The following is a 17,875-nucleotide window of genomic DNA, read 5'->3' on the forward strand; positions in this document are numbered from 1 at the left end:
GATTGGTGGCGCCCTCGCCGCCGCGAACGGCCGACTATATCACCGCGCCGCGATGAAGCGCATGAAATGCGCCACGTCCGCCTCGCTCGGCTCCTGGCCGGTGAAGGAGCGCAGATAGGCGGCAAGATGGCTGACGCGTGCCTCGACAGGTTCCTTGAGGTCGAGCACGTAATAGCCGATCTGCATGTAGTAGAGGACGCGGGCGCGGATGAAGGCATCCTCGCCGTCATAGCCGTGCCGGCGGTACATGTCGCGGATGGCGCTAAGGCGCTCGTCGTCGGCCCGGTCGATCATGCGCCGCACGTCGTCCGAGCGCCTTGCCCATTCGCGGACAGCGAAATCGAGCCGCGGGTCGAACAGGCGCTCGTCGGCCCAGCATTCGAAGACGTTCATCACGCCCATGATGATGGTATCGGCCGGGCGGCGGGCACGCTCGACGATCGCGGCGGTGTTGGTTTCGTGCCAACGCGCAAGCAACTGGTCGAGCAGGTCCTGCCGGCTTTCGAAATACCAGTAAAAGCTCGAACGCGAGACGCCGAGCTTCTGTCCCAGCGTCAGCACGCGCACGCTCTCGATGCCGTCGGAAATCAGCGTCTGCAGCGCGAGATTGATCCAGTCGGCTCGGGTCACCTTGATATTGCCGGGCGCCGGCTCGTCCTGGGGAACGGTCATGGTCATGACGAACAAGTGGCACGGCGCGGAGCGGTGCGCAAGCTCTGGACAGAAGTGTCTAGACACATGTGTACGGGGCATGTATCTTGAGAGCTTCCAACGAGAGGGAGAGGCTCGTGAAATCGCATTACCGGGCAGTCGTCATCGGGGGAGGCGTGGTCGGCGCCTCGGTGCTCTACCATCTCACGCGGTTCGGCTGGAGCGATGTGGCGCTGATCGAGCGCGCCGAGCTGACGGCGGGCTCGACCTGGCATGCGGCGGCCGGATTCCACGCGCTCAATGCCGATCCCAATGTCGCGGCGCTGCAGGATTACACGATAAAACTCTACCGCGAGATCGAGGCCGAGTCCGGCCAGAATGCCGGGCTGCACATGACCGGCGGCGTCAACATGGCGAGCGACCCGCAGCGTTGGGAATGGCTGAAATCGGCCTGGGCGGTGTTCCAGTCGGTCGGCATCGAGACGGCCAGGCTGGTGACGCCCGAGGAGATCAAGGAGATCTGCCCGATCGTCGATGTCAGCGACGTGCTCGGCGGCCTCTATGATTCCAACGAGGGCCATCTCGACCCTTACGGCACCACGCACGCCTATGCCGGTGCTGCGAAGAAGCGCGGTGCCGAAATCATCCTGCGCAACCGCGTCGTCGAGCTGAAGCAACGCGCCGATGGCGCTTGGGACGTGGTCACCGAGAAGGGCACGATCGTCGCCGAGCATGTCGTCAATGCCGGCGGCCTCTGGGCCAAGCAGGTCGGGCTGATGGCCGGCGTCGACCTGCCGGTGACGCCGATGGAGCATCATTATTTCGTCACCGAGGACATTCCCGAAGTCGCCGCCCTCGACAAGGAGCTGGGTCTCGCCGTCGATCTCGACGGCTTCTCCTATCTTCGCCAGGAGCGTAAAGGCGTGCTGCTCGGTGTCTACGAGCAGAACCCGAAACACTGGAACATGGACGGCGCGCCCTGGGATTACGGCATCGAGCTCATTCCCGAGGACATCGACCGCATCAGCCCGGAGCTTTCCAGGGCCTATCAGCGCTTCCCCTGCCTGGCGAAGGCCGGCATCCGCAAATGGGTCAACGGCGCCTTCACCTTCACGCCGGACGGCAATCCGCTGGTCGGCCCGGTGCGCGGCTTGAAGAACTACTGGGTCGCCTGTGGCGTCATGGCCGGCTTCAGCCAGGGCGGTGGCGTCGGCAAGTCGCTGGCCGAGTGGATGATTTACGGCGAGCCGCAAGCCGACATCTTCGGCATGGACATCGCCCGCTACGGCGCCTTCGCCGCCAACCGCGAGTATCTCAAGCAAACCACGGGCCAGTTCTATGCCCGTCGCTTCGTCATGACCTTCCCCAACGAACGACTGCCTGCCGGCCGGCCGCTGAAGCGTCCGGGCGCCTATGACGGCATGAGCGCCGCAGGCGCCGAGTGGACGGCGTCCTGGGGGCTGGAGATCCCGGCCTATTTCGCGCCGATGGGGTTCCGCGAGGAAACGACGCTGAAGCGCTCCAACGCGTTCGAGATCGTCGGCGACGAGGTGCTGCAGGTGCGCCGCGCCGCCGGCCTCGTCGATACGACGGCCTTCTCGCGCTATGCCGTGTCAGGCCCCGCCGCCGAGGCCTGGCTAGACCGGCTGCTCGCCTGCCGGCTGCCCAAGCCCGGCCGCGCCAAGCTGGCGCCGATGCTTGGCTCCGACGGCCGGCTGAAGGGCGATCTCACCGTGCTCAACTGGGGCGGCGGCGAATACTGGATTATGGGCTCCTACTATTTGCGCGAATTCCACATGCGCTGGTTCGAGGCGCATATGGCCGAAGGCGTCTCCATCACCGACATTTCCGATGCGATGTCCGGCTTCCTCGTCACCGGACCGAATGCACGCCAGATCGTCCAGCGCACCACGCATCAGGACGTCTCGGCGGCAGCCTTGCCGTTTATGGCTTGCGGCGCGTTCGACATCGGCATGGTGCGTGCCCGGGTGGCCCGGCTGTCGATTGCCGGCGAGCTCGGCTTCGAGATCAACTGTCCGGCCACACTGCATTCGACCCTGCGTGAGACGCTGCTCGCCGCCGGCGCAGACCTCGGCCTGACCGAGATCGGCTACTACGCGCTGAATTCGCTCAGGCTGGAAAAGAGTTTCGGCATCTGGTCGCGCGAATTCACGCAAGGTTACACGCCCGGCCAGACCGGACTCGACCGCTTCATCGCTTTCGACAAGGGCGATTTCATTGGCCGCCAGGCCGTGATCAAGGAGCGCGAGGCCGGCGTGTCGCGACGGATCGTGACGCTTGAGGTCGACGCGGTCGACGCCGATGCCAGCGGCTTCGAGCCGGTCTGGTCCAAGGGTCGGCGCGTCGGCTTCGTCACCTCCGGCGGCTATGGCCACACGCTCGGCAAGAGCGTCGCCCTGGCGTTGCTCGATGACGATTTCGCCGGGGAGGGGACGGAACTTTCCGTACACATTGTCGGGGTCGAACGGCCGGCGCGCGTCATCGCCGCCTCGCCTTACGACGCCGAAGGCAAGGCAATGCGGCAATGAGGAGGAACGGTCATGGTTGAGCAGGCCGCACGCGATCTCAGGCGCGAACGCCGCCGCGGACGCACTGGCGAGGCCGGCAGCGAGTCGAGCCGTCGCCCGAATTACCATTCGCTGAAGAACTCGTTCGCGCCGCAGCCGGTCTTTTCCGCCGACCAGGTCGCCGCGATCCACGATACGGCGCTGCGCGTGCTGGAGGAACTCGGCATCAAGGTGCTGTTGCCGGAAGCGCGGGCCATCCTTGCCCGGGCCGGCGCGCTGGTCGACGAGGACAGCCAGATGGTCAGGATCGGCCGCGATATCGTGACGGCAGCGCTTGCCTCGGCGCCGCGATCGATCCCGGCGCTGGCCGGCGACCGTTCCCGCGATCTCGACCTCGAGCTCGGCACGATGACGTTCCTCGCCGGCTGCGGCGCCCCCAATGTCACCGATCTCGAGCGCGGCCGCCGGCCGGGCACGCTTCAGGCCTTCGAGGATTTCATTCGGCTGGTGCAGCATTTCGACGTGCTGCATATGCTCGGCCCCTGCGTCGAGCCGCAGGACGTCGACACGCGTTTTCGCCACTATGCCACCGGCCGTGCGCAACTGACGCTGTCAGACAAGGTGCCTTTCGTCTTTGCTCGCGGTACGCCGCAGGTCGAGGACAGTTTCGAGATGATCCGGCTGGCGCGCGGCCTGTCAGAAGATGAGTTTGCCAGCGGCGCCCATAGCTACACCGTCATCAACACCAACTCGCCGCGGCAGCTCGACATCCCGATGGCGCAGGGCATCATCGACTTCGCCCGCGCCGGCCAGATATCGATCATCACGCCCTTCTGCCTGGCAGGCGCCATGGCGCCGATCACGGTCGCTGGCGCGCTGACGCTGCAGCACGCCGAAGCGCTGGCCGGCCTGACGCTCGCCCAGGTCGCGCGCCCCGGCGCGCCGGTGGTCTATGGCTCCTTCTCCTCCAATGTCGACATGAAGTCGGGCGCGCCTGCCTTCGGCACGCCGGAGCATGTCAAGGCCACGCTCGGCGCAGGCCAGCTTGCGCGTTTCACCGGCCTGCCATGGCGCTCCGGCGGCGGCAGCGCCGCCAATATCTCCGACGCGCAGGCAGCACACGAGACGCAGTTCGCGCTGTGGGGCTCGGTGCTGGCCGGCGCGACCGTCTGCATCCATGCCGCCGGCTGGCTGGAAGGCGGCTTGAGCGTTTCCTTCGAGAAGCTGATCACCGACATCGAGGCCTTGCAGACGGTCGCCGAGCTTTGCGCGAAGACCCCGGGTGACGAGGATGCGATCGGCTTCGAGGCCATCGCCGAGGTGCAGCCCGGCGGCCATTTCTTCTCGGCGGCGCATACCATGACGCGCTACCGCACCGCCTTCTATGAACCGCTGGTGGCCGACTGGTCGAATTTCGGCAATTGGACGCAATCGGGTTCGAAGACGGCCACGGAGCGCGCCACCGGCATCTGGAAGCGGGTCCTTTCCGATTTCCAGCCGCCGGCCTCCGCTGCCGCCACCGCGGGCGTGCTCGACGCGTTCATTGCCAGGCGCACCGAAGAGGGCGGCGCGGCTCCGGTCTCATGATTTGACGAAAACGTAATAAATTCGAGACCTTCGCCATTCACGTTATAGTCAAAACGATTCGCGATCTGGCATCGGATCGCGAGCGCGGCTACGGTATCGGGCCGCAGCGCGGAGACATGTTGGTGATGGACGGTAGATGACGGCGCCTGGGGATTTGATGCAGGCCTTGTTTATGAGGCTGAAGACCGATGCGTCGTTATCGGCGCTGCTCGGTGGCGCCGGCTTGCTCGAGCAGGCGAGCGACAAGGCGGCCTTTCCACACGTGACCTACGGCCGCACCAGTGCCTTCAACCTCGACACCGGCGCCGACAATGATGGCGATCAATTGATCACCTTGCATGTCTGGTCGAAAGCTCAAGGCGAGGCCGAGACACGCCTCATCATGGACAGCATCAAGGCGCGCCTCGATGGCGCAGCACTTTCCATCGGCCCGCGCGGCCAGACGCGGCTGTCGCTGGAATTCGCCGAGGCGCGTTATGACGAGGACCTTGCGGTCCATCATGGACTGCTGCGCTTCCGCGCCTTGACGCAGGAAGCCGCCTGATCCGAACATGATCCCGAACCGAAGGTCAGCGCAGCAAAAAGTGGGAACCGGTTTCCGGAAAAGATCAGGCGCCAACAAAGAATCAAAGCTGTGCCTGGATGGCGGCCTTGTCGATGACCGACCAGACCTCGCGAATCCGCCGGTCGTGGAATTCGTAGAAGACGTTCTCGGCGAAGCTGATCCGTTTGCCGTGGACCGGCAGGCCGAACAGCACACCCTTGGGCCGGCAGTCGAAATGCAGCCGCGCCGCCACGCGCGGCGGCTCCGAAATCAGAAACTCGATGTTGAAACGCAGGTCGGGAATGGCCTCGAAATCGCCTTCCAGCATGCGGCGATAACCTGAGAGCCCGATCGTCTCGCCGTTGTACTGCACCTCCTCGCCGACGAAGCGGCCGAGATTGTCCCAATCCTGGTCGTTCAGGCAGGCGATGTAGCCCCGGTAGAGATCGGCAATTTCCTCGCGCGTCATCGCGTGCTCCCATGGTCGTCCGTCGTCCCTACACTAGCTAGGGCTGGATGGAGAATCCGCACCCGAAAAGCGTAGCGGGCCGATTGATTTTCCGGCTATGAATTTGCACCCGGGGCCCGAGGGGGCCTGGGCGCCCAAACTGGCGCCCACAGGGGTGTATTCATTTGTCTCGCGCAGTGGGAATGGCGGGCATGGATTTTCGACTGTTCACCGTTCATTTCACGTTCAGCCCGTATGCGTTAGAACCGTGATCATGAAAAACCTTGGCTCCCATCTTCGCAAAGCAGTGCTGGCGCTTGCCGCAGCCGGCCTCTTTGCGTCGCAGACGACGGCAATGCCGGTCATCGACCCGTCGGTCGATCAGCCGGTGGTGCTCGCCGCCGGCGATTGCTACGCCATTGGCCAGCAAGTCGCCGCGCAGAATGGCGGCACGCTCGCCAAGGCCTCGCAGGCGACGCGGGGCGGCCAGCAGGTCTGCGTCATTGTCGTGCTGGTCCCCGGTAAGGACGGCCAGCGTCCGCGTCGCTCGGAAATCGTCGTCCCGTTGGGCTGACTTCACTCGTTTCCCCGGCCGGCGGAATCGGCCTATAGGTCTATCCAGCAACAGGTTTCAACCCATGCGCGTGCTCGTCGTCGAGGATGACAAGGATCTCAACCGGCAGCTGGCCGACGCGCTGGTCGACGCCGGCTATGTGGTCGACCGCGCCTATGACGGCGAGGAGGGGCACTTCCTCGGCGACACCGAGCCTTACGATGCCGTGGTGCTCGATATCGGCTTGCCGCAGATGGACGGCATCAGCGTCGTCGAGCGCTGGCGCCGCGGCGACCGCAAGATGCCGGTGCTGATCCTGACCGCGCGCGACCGCTGGAGCGACAAGGTGGCCGGCATCGACGCCGGCGCCGACGACTATGTGACCAAACCGTTCCACATCGAGGAGGTGCTGGCGCGGGTGCGGGCGCTGATCCGCCGCGCGGCGGGTCATGCTTCGTCCGAGCTCACCTGCGGGCCGCTGCGGCTTGACACCAAGGCGTCCAAGGCCGACGTCAATGGCGTGCCGCTGAAGCTCACCTCGCACGAGTTCCGGCTGCTCGCCTATCTGATGCATCATATGGGCGAGGTGGTGTCGCGCACCGAGCTGGTCGAGCATCTCTATGACCAGGATTTCGACCGCGATTCCAACACGATCGAAGTGTTTGTCGGCCGGCTTCGCAAGAAGATGGGCATCGACATGATCGAAACCGTGCGTGGCATGGGCTATCGCATGCGTGAGCCGGAGGCGTGAGGCGGAACCGCTGAGGCCAACGATGGGAACGTGGCTTTCAAGGCTGCGGCTTTGGCCGCGCTCGCTGACCTTCCGCGTCATCGCCTTGTCCACCATCTGGGCGATCCTGACGCTGGTCGTCATCTTCACCCTCATCACCACGCTTTACCGCCAGGCCAGCGAACGCGGCTTCGACAGCCTGCTTTCGGCGCATCTGTTCAACCTGATCGGCTCCGTCGGCATTTCCGACAATGGCGCGCTGACCGGCTCGCCCGACCTCGGCGACCTGCGCTTTTCCGAGCCCAATTCCGGCTGGTACTGGTCGGTGGAGCCCGCCTCCGAAGGCGTGCATGGCGAAATCCATTCCTCCTCGATGACGACTTCACTCCTGTCGCCGAGCGTCGCGGAAGTGCCCTTCAACGCGAACTTCCAGCGCAGCTACTCGATGGAAGGCATCAAGGGCGAAAAGCTCGAAGTGTTCGAGAGCGAGTTCGTGCTGGACGCCAAGAACCGCGCGGCCCGCTTCCGCGTCATGGGCAATCACAGCGAGCTCGAGCAGGAGATCGCCAGCTTCCAGCGCCGCCTGCTCACCTACCTCTCCCTGTTCGGCGTCGGCATGATCGCCATCAACGCCATCGCCATCCTCTTGGGTCTTCAGCCTTTGCGCCGGGTCCGCAATGCGCTGGCCATGGTGCGCGAAGGCACCGCGCAGAGGCTCGACGGCAGTTTCCCGGCCGAGATCGAGCCGCTCGCCAACGAGACCAATGCGCTGATCGAGAACAACCGGCGCATCGTCGAGCGCTCGCGCACCCAGGTCGGCAACCTTGCCCATTCGCTGAAGACGCCTTTGGCCGTGCTGATCAACGAGGGCAGGGCGCTTGGCGGCGCCAAGGGCCAGTTGATCGCCGAGCAGGCCGCCTCGATGCAGAAGCAGGTCGACCACTATCTGCAGCGCGCCCGCGTCGCCGCGCAGCGCGACAGCGTCGTCTTCCGCACGCCGGTCTCGCCGCTGGTCGAGCGCATGGTGCGCGTGCTGCGGAAACTCAACCCGCAAACCAGGCTGACGCTTTCGCCGCCGCCGGCGGAGATCGTCTTTGCCGGCGAGCGCGAGGATCTCGAGGAACTGCTCGGCAATCTGCTCGACAATGCGATGAAATGGGCGAAAGGCACCGTCGCCGTGACGATCGCCACTATTGCGGGAAGCGGCAACCTGTTTGAAATCGTTATAGAGGATGACGGCCCGGGCATTCCCGAGGACAGCGCGCGGGAGGTGTTGAAGCGTGGCAAGAGACTGGACGAGACGAAGCCGGGAACGGGGCTCGGGCTCGCCATTGTCGCCGACCTCGTCAACGAGTATGGAGGCTCGCTGGCGCTGGAACGGTCCGGCATGGGCGGCTTGAGGGCGGTGGTGAGATTGCGGAGCCTTCAATGATGTTCTTTATCGATTTGCGAGCAGGGGCTGGCGGCCAAATTTCCGACAAATATCAACACTATGGCCTCGATATCCTCCCCGATAACGCAGCCCCCAGCTCACCCCGCTCAAGAGAAACGGTTGTTGGCATGAAGATCCGCGTCGCGCTCGTTTCCGCCCTGCTCGCCGTTTCCGGCTGCACGACACTGAGCAGGGGCGGTCCAACCTCTCCTGTCACGCCAGTTTCCACACCGCCAACCGGCGGCAAGGTCTCGACCGGCATCGTTTCGGCCATGAATGGCGGACTTATCGGTGGATCGATCGGCTCGGGCCTCAGCGACGCCGAAAAGCGCAAGGGCCTGGAAGCGGAGTACAAGGCGCTGGAATACAACACCAGCGGCCAGAAGGTGACGTGGAAGAGCGACAATTCCTCGCATTATGGCGAGGTCGTCGCCGCCCAGCCCTACCGGGTCGGTTCGCAGGATTGCCGCCAGTACACCCATACCGTCTATACCAGCGGCGCGGGCGTCACCGCGCGCGGCACCGCCTGCCGCAACGCCGATGGCAGCTGGACGCCGCTGACCTGATTTAGGTAACAGCCGGCCCGTTTGATATAGATCAAGGTAGACCGGGCCGACTGCCGTCAAAGCGTCGCAGCAAGCCTGTGTTGGCAGGGCAGGGCTCTGCCTTTATTGGAAGAACCATGCTGTTCTGGGTCATAGCCGCAATCCTCACGCTGGGCGCCAGCCTGGCGGTGCTGTTGCCGCTTACCGGCGGCATGAAGGGCGCGTCGCCTGCCGGCGACCACGACCTCGAAGTCTATCGCGACCAGCTTTCCGAGCTCGACCGCGACATGGCGCGCGGCCTGATCCAGCCGGGCGAGGCCGAGGAGGCGCGCGCCGAGATCGGCCGCCGCATCCTGCGTCTCAGCGCGGCTATGCAGCCCGGCGCGGCAACGCCCAGGTCCGCGCGCGGCGCCAGATGGGTCGCCAGCGTGGCCGTGCTTGCGGTTCCCCTGCTGAGCTGGGGGCTTTACGGCATGCTCGGCTCTCCCGATCTGCCTTCACAGCCGCTGGCCGAACGTCTGGCCAAGAACCCGGCCGATTCCTCGGTCGACGAACTGGTCGCCCGCGCCGAGGCCCATCTCGCCGCCAACCCGTCGGACGGCAAGGGCTGGGACGTTCTGGCGCCGATCTATCTTCGCCTGCAGCGCTTTCCCGATGCGGTGACCGCCTATCGCAACGCCATCAGCCTCGACGGCGACAGCGCCGTGCGCCAGTCGGGCCTCGGCGAAGCGATCGCAAGTGCCGCCGGCGGCATTGTTTCGGCCGACGCCCAAAAAGCCTTCGAGGCAGCGCTGAAGCTCGATCCGGCCAACGCCAAGGCGAATTTCTACTTGGGCGTCGGCCTCGCCCAGGAAGGCAAGAAGGCAGAGGCCGTCACCGCGTGGCAAAAGATGCTCGGCCAACTCGCGCCGGATTCGCCCTGGCGCAGCGCGGTCCAGCAGGCGCTTGCCGAGGCGGGCGCGCCGGCTGTCGCCGGGGCCGCGCCGGCAAACGGGCCGGACGCACAACAGGTAGAAGCCGCGCGGCAGATGTCGCCGCAGGACCGGCAAGCGATGATCGAGACCATGGTTGCCGGCCTCGACGACAAATTGAAGCAGAATCCCCGCGACGAGGAAGGATGGATGCGCCTCATCCGTTCCTATGTCGTGCTTGGCAAGGCCGACCAGGCGCGCGCCGCGCTCGGCCGCGCTGTCGCCGCCTTTGGAGCGGACAGTGAACAGGCCAGGAAATTCACCGCCTTCGCCGCCTCGCTCGGCGTAACGGCGACGGAGTAGGGCAATGACGCGCAAGCAGAAGCGATTGTCGGTGATCGTGGCGGGGCTGGCCTTCCTCGCCGCCGCCGCCGGACTCACCTTCTACGCGCTCGGCCAGAAGGCCTCCTATTTCTACATGCCGGCCGAACTGGCCACGGCAAGCGTCCAGCCTGGACAGCGCATCCGACTTGGCGGTCTCGTCGAGAGCGGCACCGTCGTGCGCGGCAATGGCGCAACCGTGGCCTTCTCGGTTACCGACACGCAGAAAGCGGTCAAGGTGACCTATACCGGCATCCTGCCCGATCTCTTCCGCGAGGGGCAGGGTGTCATAACCGAGGGCGCATTCGGTCCGGATGGAGTTTTTGTCGCCGACAGCGTGCTCGCCAAGCATGACGAGCGCTATATGCCGAAGGAAGTCGCCGACGGCCTGAAGGCCAAGGGCGTCTGGGTGGAAAGCAAGAGCCAATGAGCGGGTTCCGCAAAAGTGCAACGCGGTTTTGCGACCAGAAACCTGCGGGAAACAGGTGATCCTTGGTTGAGACCGGACATTTCGCCCTCGTGCTTGCCTTCGCGCTGTCGCTGGTGCAGATGCTGGTGCCGCTCGTGGGCGCCCGCACCGGCAACCAGCGGCTGATGGCGGTCGGCGGTCCGGTGACCGTCACCGGCTTCGCGCTGACCGCGCTGTCCTTCGCCGCCCTTGCCAGCGCCTATGCCGGCTCGGACTTCTCGGTGGCGAACGTGTGGGAGAATTCCCATTCGCTGCAGCCGATGATCTACAAGATCACCGGCACCTGGGGAAACCACGAAGGCTCGATGCTGCTGTGGGTGCTGATCCTGACCTTCTTCGGCGCGCTCGTCGCTGTCTTCGGCAACAATCTGCCGGCAACGCTCAAGGCCAATGTGCTGGCCGTGCAGGGCATGATCGGCGCGGCGTTCTTCCTGTTCATCCTGACGACGTCCAACCCGTTCATCCGCCTCAATCCGGCGCCGGTCGAGGGGCGCGACCTCAACCCGGTCCTGCAGGACCTCGGCCTCGCCATCCATCCGCCGCTGCTCTACCTCGGCTATGTCGGCTTCTCGGTCTGCTTTTCCTTCTCGGTCGCGGCTCTGATCGAAGGCCGCATCGATGCCTCCTGGGCGCGCTGGGTGCGGCCATGGACGCTGGTCGCCTGGATGTTCCTCACCGGCGGGATCGCCATGGGGTCCTACTGGGCCTATTACGAGCTTGGCTGGGGCGGCTTCTGGTTCTGGGATCCGGTCGAGAACGCTTCCTTCATGCCCTGGCTTGCCGGCACCGCGCTGCTCCATTCGGCCATCGTCATGGAGAAGCGCTCGGCGCTGAAGATCTGGACGCTGCTGCTTGCCATCCTCACTTTCTCGCTGTCGCTGCTCGGCACTTTCCTGGTGCGTTCGGGTGTGCTGACTTCCGTGCACGCCTTCGCCACCGACCCGGCGCGCGGCGTCTTCATCTTGTGCATCCTGACGCTGTTCATCGGTGGCTCGCTGGCGCTGTTTGCGCTGCGTGCGTCGCGGCTGACGGCCGGCGGCCTGTTCCATCCGATCTCGCGTGAGGGCGCGCTGGTCCTCAACAACCTCTTTCTCACCACCGCCACCGCGACGGTGCTGGTCGGTACGCTCTACCCGTTGGCGCTCGAAGCGCTCACCGGCGGCAAGATCTCGGTCGGCGCGCCCTTCTTCGACCTGACCTTCGGTCCGCTGATGCTGCCGCTGCTGGCGATCGTCCCGTTCGGCCCCTTGCTTGCCTGGAAGCGCGGCGACGTCATTGCCGCCTCGCAGCGGCTGATGGCGGCCTTCGCCGTGGCGATCGCCGCGATGCTGGTCACCGGTCTGTTCATCGACGGCGCCTCTGTTTTCGCCTCGCTTGGTGTCGGCCTCGCTGTCTGGCTGGTCGCCGGCGCGCTGACCGACCTTGCCGTCAAATCCGGTGCCGGCTCGGTGGCGCCGGCTATCATGCTTCGCCGCTTCGCCGGCCTGCCGCGGTCGGTCTTCGGCACGGCGCTTGCCCATCTCGGCCTCGGGCTGACCTTGCTCGGCATCGTCGGCACGCTCTGCTTCGGCACGGAGAAGATCCTCTCCATGCATCCCGGCGAGACGGTGGAACTCTCCGGCCACACGCTGCGCTTCGAAGGGCTCTTCCCGCAGAAAGGTCCGAACTTCACCGAGGATCGTGGCCGTTTCCTCTTGATAGACGCCGACGGCAACGCCGATGGCGCGATCACCTCGGCAAAACGCTTCTATCCGGTGCGCCAGATGGTGACGACCGAGTCCGGCATCAGGACGCTCGGCTTCAGCCAGCTTTATCTGTCGCTGGGCGACGAGAACAAGGACGGCTCCGTCGTCGTGCGCCTCTGGTGGAAGCCGCTGGTGACGCTGATCTGGGGCGGCGGACTGGTGATGATGGCGGGCGCGGCCATGTCGCTGGCCGACCGCCGCCTGCGTGTCGGCGCGCCGGCAAAGCGGCGAAAGCTGGCCGCGACCCTGGCGACCCCGACATGAAAGCGAGATTTTCGCTCGCCCCGCTGGTCCTGCTGCTGGCTCTGGTCTTCGCAGGCGCGGCGCAGGCGGTGAAGCCCGACGAGGTGTTGCAGGATCCGGCCTTGGAGGCGAGGGCCCGCGCGCTGTCGGAAGGCCTGCGCTGCATGGTCTGCCAGAACCAGTCGATCGACGAATCCGACGCCGACCTCGCCCGCGACCTGCGCATCCTCGTGCGCCAGCGCCTCGTCGCCGGCGACACCGACCAGCAGGTGATGGACTATATCGTCTCGCGCTATGGCGAATTCGTGCTGCTCAAGCCCCGCTTCAGCCTGCGCAACGCGCTTCTGTGGGGCACGCCAGTGCTCCTGCTGCTGGTCGGCGGCTTGTTCATCGTGGTGAGCGCCCGCTCGCGCCGCCCGGCATCGGGCAGCACCCTGAGTGCCGAGGAGCAGGCGGCGCTCGATAAGATGCTGTGCGACTAGCTCCATCGCTGGCGTAGACAATTGGCTGCGACCGCTCGCGATTCGTCATTCTATGGCGGAGCAAGGAGCGAAGCGACGCGCGCAGACCATAGAATCCATTCCGTTCCGCTGACGCGCTGCCAACGGCGCAGAATTCTGCTCTGCTGCGCCCTTCGATCAAGGTCACGGCATGGATTCCAGGGTCTGCGCGCGTCGCTTCGCTCCTTGCTCCGCCCTGGAATGACGACGTCGCGGAGGTTTCAGCCAATCTCCAAAGGCGGCATGCCCTCACACTTTGCGTGTCCGCTCGGCCTCCACCCCAACATTACAAAATTTTCATGTACCGGAAATGGCGCCGTAATGTGCGGCTCTCTAATCCTCTTGCCCGAGGATGCTTCGCCTGAGCGCATCCGCGTCGATAGAGGACAAGAAACCCATGAATAATGCCCCCAATTCATTTTCGAGCACCCGCAAGCGCCTGATGGCCGCCGTCGCTTCCCTGGCCGTTGTCGGCACGGCTGGCGCCGGCATGCTCGCAACCGGCACCGCCCCCGTGCTGGCTGATGCCGTGCGCGTCGAAGCCCCGCAGATGCCGAGCTTCGCCGATGTCGTCGAACACGTCTCGCCGGCGGTCGTCAGCGTCAAGGTCAAGGCCAAGATCCAGCCGACGGCCGATGACGGCTCCGACGACCAGAACGGCTTCGACAACCTGCCCGACAATCCGCAGCTGCGCCGCTTCTTCAAGGAATTCCGCGGTTTCGGCGACCAGGGCCAGGGCGGTCAGTTCGGCATGCGCCGCTTCAACCACCGCGACCACGGCAATGGTGAGCCGCGTCCGGTCGCTCAGGGCTCGGGCTTCTTCATCTCGGAAGACGGCTATCTCGTCACCAACAACCATGTCGTCTCGGAAGGCTCGGATTTCAGCGTCGTCACCAATGACGGCAAGGAACTCGACGCCAAGCTGATCGGCACCGATCCGCGCACCGATCTTGCCGTGCTCAAGGTCGATGGCGGCGGCAACAAGTTCACCTATGTCGACTTTGCCGATGACTCCAAGGTTCGCATCGGTGACTGGGTGGTTGCGGTCGGCAATCCCTTCGGCCTCGGCGGCACAGTCACCGCGGGCATCGTCTCGGCTCGCGGCCGTGACATCGGCGCTGGCCCCTATGACGACTTCATCCAGATCGACGCTTCGGTCAACCGCGGCAATTCGGGCGGTCCGACCTTCAACCTCAACGGCCAGGTGATCGGCATCAACACCGCCATCTTCTCGCCGTCGGGTGGCAGCGTCGGCATTGCCTTCGACATCCCGGCCTCGACCGCCAAGCAGGTCGTCCAGGACCTGATGAAGAGCGGCTCCGTGCAGCGCGGCTGGCTCGGCGTCGAAATCCAGCCGGTCACCTCCGACATCGCCGAGTCGCTCGGCCTGAAGTCGGACAAGGGCGCGCTGGTCTCGAGCGCCCAGGACGCCGGTCCGGGCAAGAAGGCCGGCATCGCCGCCGGCGACGTCATCACCCAGGTCGACGGCAAGGATATCGACTCGCCGAAGGAACTCGCCCGCACCATCGGCGCCTATTCGCCGGGCAAGTCGGTCGACGTCACCGTCTGGCGTGACGGCAAGTCCCAGACGGTCAAGGTCGATCTCGGCACACTGCCCGTGAGCGACAAGCAGGCCTCGAACGACGACAACAGCAAGCAGCCGGCCCCCGCCGCCAAGCCAGACACGCTTGCCGATCTCGGCCTGACCGTCACCAAGGCGGAAAACGGCAAGGGCCTCGTGGTGACCGACGTCGATCCCGACAGCAATGCGGCCGACCGCGGTATCCAGCCCGGCGACGTCATCACCTCGATCAACTCGAACGAGGTGAACACCACCGACGACGTCTCCAAGGCGATGGCCGATGCCACCAAGGCCGGCCGCAAGGCCGTGCTGATGCAGATCACCCGCGACGACTCGAACCGCTTCGTCGCGCTGCCGGTCGGCAAGGGCTGAGATATCAGCGTTCGGATTTTCCCTGCGGCGGTATCAACACCCCCGAGCCGCCGCCGGGAAAACATGGGGCCGAGCACGTAAGTCAGTCACCGTGTTTCGCGCCTGGCGGCAGCGGGTTTCCCATCACCCGCTGCCGCTTATCGCATGTCGCCCATAAGTGGGCACCGGTTTTGGGATCACGACATGCGGAACGGAATGTATGTCGCCCAAAAGTGGGCACCGGTTTTGGGATCACGACATGCGGAACGGAATGTATGTCGCCCAAAAGTGGTTGCCGGTTTTGGGAAGAAGACATGCGACTAATGAATGCAAGGCATGAACAATGGCTGCCCCTCAAACTTCAGGTGAAATCGCGTATAACGGCTCCATGAAGATTCTCGTCATGGAAGACGATCGCGAGGCAGCGGACTACTTGCAGAAAGCCTTTGCCGAAGCGGGCCACACCGCCCATGTTGCTGGCGACGGCGAGACCGGCTTCGCGCTCGCCGATGCCGGCGACTATGACGTGATGGTCGTCGACCGCCTGATGCCGCGCCGCGACGGCCTGTCCGTGATTGCCGCCCTTCGCTCGCGCGGCAACACCACGCCGGTGCTGATCCTGTCGGCGCTGGGCGAGGTCGATGACCGCGTCACGGGGTTGCGCGCCGGCGGCGACGATTACCTCACCAAGCCTTACGCCTTTTCCGAATTGCTTGCCCGCGTCGAAGTGCTGAACCGTCGCGCCAGCGCCCGCGAGTCCGAGACAGTCTACCGCGTCGGCGATCTGGAGCTCGACCGGCTATCGCATTCGGTCAAGCGCGCCGGCCGCGAGATCACGCTGCAGCCGCGCGAGTTCCGCCTGCTTGAATATCTGATGCGCCATGCCGGCCAGGTGGTGACGCGCACCATGCTTCTGGAAAATGTCTGGGACTATCATTTCGATCCGCAGACCAACGTCATCGACGTCCACGTCTCGCGCCTGCGCGGCAAGATCGAAAAAGGCTTCGACAAGCCGATCCTGCACACGATCCGCGGCGCCGGCTACATGCTGAAGGGCGGGTAGAGCATGATCCCGAACCGAAGGTCAGCGAACGCAAAAAGTGGGACCCGGTTTTCGGAAAAGATCATGCGTCAACAAAGGTTTAGATCAGGATGGACGATTCAACAAATCGTCATCCTGATCTAAGAGCCGACCATGGCTCTTTCCCTGCCGGCCATCATGAAGACGACGGCGGCCAGGCTTTCGGCGCTTTATCTTCTGCTTTTCGCGCTCTGCGCGGTGCTGCTCGTCCTGTACATGACGTCGCTGTCGGCGCGCATGCTGACCGCGCAGACGCAGGAGACCATCAATGACGAGGTGCTGGGCCTTGCCCGCGCCTATCAGCGCGGCGGCCTGCCGGTGCTGGTGCGCGTCGTCGAGGCTCGCTCGCGCCAGCCCGGCGCCAATCTCTATCTGATCGCCGACGCCAACGGCCAGATCCTGACCGGCAATGTGCAGAGCCTGGAGCCGGGGGTCATCGAGACCGAGGGCTGGACGACGGAACCGTTTTCCTATCAGCGCTTCGGCGAGGGCGAGCTCGATCGGCTGCGCAGCGGCGGTTCGGACCAGTCCGCGCCTCCGGCCAGCGAGGGCAACAATCCCCAGTCCACGGGGGAAAAGGGCCACAACGCCATCGCGCTGGTGCTGAGGCTGCCCAACCAGATGATCATGCTGGTCGGCCGCGATCTCGGCGAGCCGGAACGCTTCCGCGCCGTCATCAGCCGCGCGCTGACCCTGGCGCTCGGTATGATGGGCCTTGGCGGCATCCTGATCTGGTTCTTTGTCGGGCGCGCCGCGCTGAAGCGCATCGACAGCGTTTCGGACGCCAGCCGCCGCATCATGGGCGGCGATCTCAGTGGACGGCTGCCGGTCACCGGCGCCGGCGACGAATTCGACCGCCTGTCGGAAAACCTCAATTCGATGCTGGCCAGGATCGCCAAGTTGAACGAGGGGCTGAAGCAGGTCTCCGACAACATCGCCCATGATCTGAAGACGCCGCTGACGAGGCTGCGCAACCGCGCCGAGGCGACGCTCGCCGGCAGGCACAAGACGGAAGATTACCGCCAGGCGCTGGAAGGCACGATCGCGGAGTCCGACCAGCTCATCAAGACGTTCAACGCCATCCTGATGATCTCGCGCCTGGAGGCTGGCTATTCCTCGGAACAAACCGGTCCCGTCGACCTCGCCGCCACCGTGAGCGACGTCGTCGAGCTCTACGAGCCGGTGGCGGAAGAAGCGGGCGTAGCACTGGAAACGACCGTGCCCGAGGCCTTCACGATCAACGGCAACCGCGAGCTGATCGGCCAGGCGCTGTCCAACATCGTCGACAATGCCATCAAATACTCGACCGACGCCGCCGAGGCGCCGAAAGTACGAGTGGCGCTGGAGCGCCTCGGCAACGAGATCAAGCTTGCCGTCTCCGACAACGGCCACGGCATTCCGGACGACGCCGATCGCGCCCGGGCCACCGAACGCTTCGTTCGCCTGGAAAAGAGCCGCTCGCAGCCGGGTTCCGGCTTGGGTCTCAGCCTCGCCAAGGCAATTATGACTTTCCACAACGGCAGGCTTGATCTTTTACCCGCCAATCCCGGATTGTCCGTGGTCATGAGTTTCCCGTTGCGGGAGACGCATTAAA

Annotated in this window: 16 protein-coding genes; 14 read left to right on the forward strand and 2 right to left on the reverse strand. The window is 64.9% G+C overall.

What is annotated here, in order from left to right:
* Positions 1-39: 39 nt before the first annotated feature.
* Entirely contained in the window at positions 40-678 is a 639-nt protein-coding gene (locus tag RFM52_RS23085; RefSeq protein ID WP_320294912.1) for a TetR/AcrR family transcriptional regulator, read from the reverse strand.
* A 110-nt stretch (positions 679-788) separates the two neighbouring features.
* Between RFM52_RS23085 and RFM52_RS23090 the strand changes: the two genes are divergently transcribed.
* The 3 genes from RFM52_RS23090 (at position 789) to RFM52_RS23100 (ending at position 5,310) form a co-directional block, all read left to right on the forward strand.
* Positions 789-3,200: a GcvT family protein gene (locus RFM52_RS23090; RefSeq protein ID WP_320294913.1), complete on the forward strand. Its 2,412-nt coding sequence runs from the start codon at positions 789-791 to the stop codon at positions 3,198-3,200.
* Positions 3,201-3,212: 12 nt separating this feature from the next.
* A complete protein-coding gene (locus RFM52_RS23095; RefSeq protein ID WP_320294914.1) occupies positions 3,213-4,766 on the forward strand; it encodes a trimethylamine methyltransferase family protein in 1,554 nt (517 codons plus the stop codon).
* A gap of 157 nt (positions 4,767-4,923) precedes the next feature.
* On the forward strand, positions 4,924-5,310 hold the full coding sequence (locus tag RFM52_RS23100; protein WP_320294915.1) for a DUF3168 domain-containing protein: 387 nt from the start codon (positions 4,924-4,926) through the stop codon (positions 5,308-5,310).
* An 82-nt stretch (positions 5,311-5,392) separates the two neighbouring features.
* Here the strand turns inward: RFM52_RS23100 and RFM52_RS23105 are convergent, their stop codons facing one another.
* Entirely contained in the window at positions 5,393-5,779 is a 387-nt protein-coding gene (locus RFM52_RS23105; RefSeq protein WP_320294916.1) for an ester cyclase, read from the reverse strand.
* A 253-nt stretch (positions 5,780-6,032) separates the two neighbouring features.
* Here RFM52_RS23105 and RFM52_RS23110 point away from each other — a divergent pair, with 253 nt between their 5' ends.
* From RFM52_RS23110 to RFM52_RS23160, 11 genes are all read left to right on the forward strand, one after another.
* Positions 6,033-6,332: a hypothetical protein gene (locus RFM52_RS23110; RefSeq protein ID WP_320294917.1), complete on the forward strand. Its 300-nt coding sequence runs from the start codon at positions 6,033-6,035 to the stop codon at positions 6,330-6,332.
* Between the two features lie 64 nt (positions 6,333-6,396).
* Positions 6,397-7,062, forward strand: coding sequence for a response regulator transcription factor (locus RFM52_RS23115; protein ID WP_027164846.1), 666 nt, complete (start codon positions 6,397-6,399; stop codon positions 7,060-7,062).
* A 22-nt stretch (positions 7,063-7,084) separates the two neighbouring features.
* Positions 7,085-8,473: an ATP-binding protein gene (locus tag RFM52_RS23120; protein WP_320294918.1), complete on the forward strand. Its 1,389-nt coding sequence runs from the start codon at positions 7,085-7,087 to the stop codon at positions 8,471-8,473.
* 128 nt (positions 8,474-8,601) lie between these two features.
* Complete coding sequence (locus tag RFM52_RS23125) at positions 8,602-9,039, forward strand: RT0821/Lpp0805 family surface protein (protein WP_320294919.1); 438 nt, start codon at positions 8,602-8,604, stop codon at positions 9,037-9,039.
* A gap of 116 nt (positions 9,040-9,155) precedes the next feature.
* Positions 9,156-10,292, forward strand: a complete 1,137-nt coding sequence (gene ccmI, locus RFM52_RS23130) for a c-type cytochrome biogenesis protein CcmI (protein ID WP_320294920.1) — start codon at positions 9,156-9,158, stop codon at positions 10,290-10,292.
* 4 nt (positions 10,293-10,296) lie between these two features.
* Positions 10,297-10,740, forward strand: coding sequence for a cytochrome c maturation protein CcmE (ccmE, locus tag RFM52_RS23135; RefSeq protein ID WP_320294921.1), 444 nt, complete (start codon positions 10,297-10,299; stop codon positions 10,738-10,740).
* Positions 10,741-10,802: 62 nt separating this feature from the next.
* A complete protein-coding gene (locus RFM52_RS23140) occupies positions 10,803-12,788 on the forward strand; it encodes a heme lyase CcmF/NrfE family subunit (RefSeq protein ID WP_320294922.1) in 1,986 nt (661 codons plus the stop codon).
* Entirely contained in the window at positions 12,785-13,249 is a 465-nt protein-coding gene (locus tag RFM52_RS23145) for a cytochrome c-type biogenesis protein (protein WP_320294923.1), read from the forward strand. The genes RFM52_RS23140 and RFM52_RS23145 overlap by 4 nt, the downstream gene beginning before the upstream one ends.
* A 415-nt stretch (positions 13,250-13,664) precedes the next feature.
* A complete protein-coding gene (locus RFM52_RS23150; protein ID WP_320294924.1) occupies positions 13,665-15,221 on the forward strand; it encodes a Do family serine endopeptidase in 1,557 nt (518 codons plus the stop codon).
* Positions 15,222-15,588: 367 nt separating this feature from the next.
* Complete coding sequence (locus RFM52_RS23155; RefSeq protein WP_040991372.1) at positions 15,589-16,263, forward strand: response regulator transcription factor; 675 nt, start codon at positions 15,589-15,591, stop codon at positions 16,261-16,263.
* 132 nt (positions 16,264-16,395) lie between these two features.
* Entirely contained in the window at positions 16,396-17,874 is a 1,479-nt protein-coding gene (locus RFM52_RS23160) for a sensor histidine kinase (protein WP_320294925.1), read from the forward strand.
* Position 17,875: the final 1 nt, after the last annotated feature.

It is taken from the genome of Mesorhizobium humile (assembly GCF_033977215.1).
GTDB classification, from domain to species: Bacteria; Pseudomonadota; Alphaproteobacteria; order Rhizobiales; family Rhizobiaceae; genus Mesorhizobium; species Mesorhizobium humile.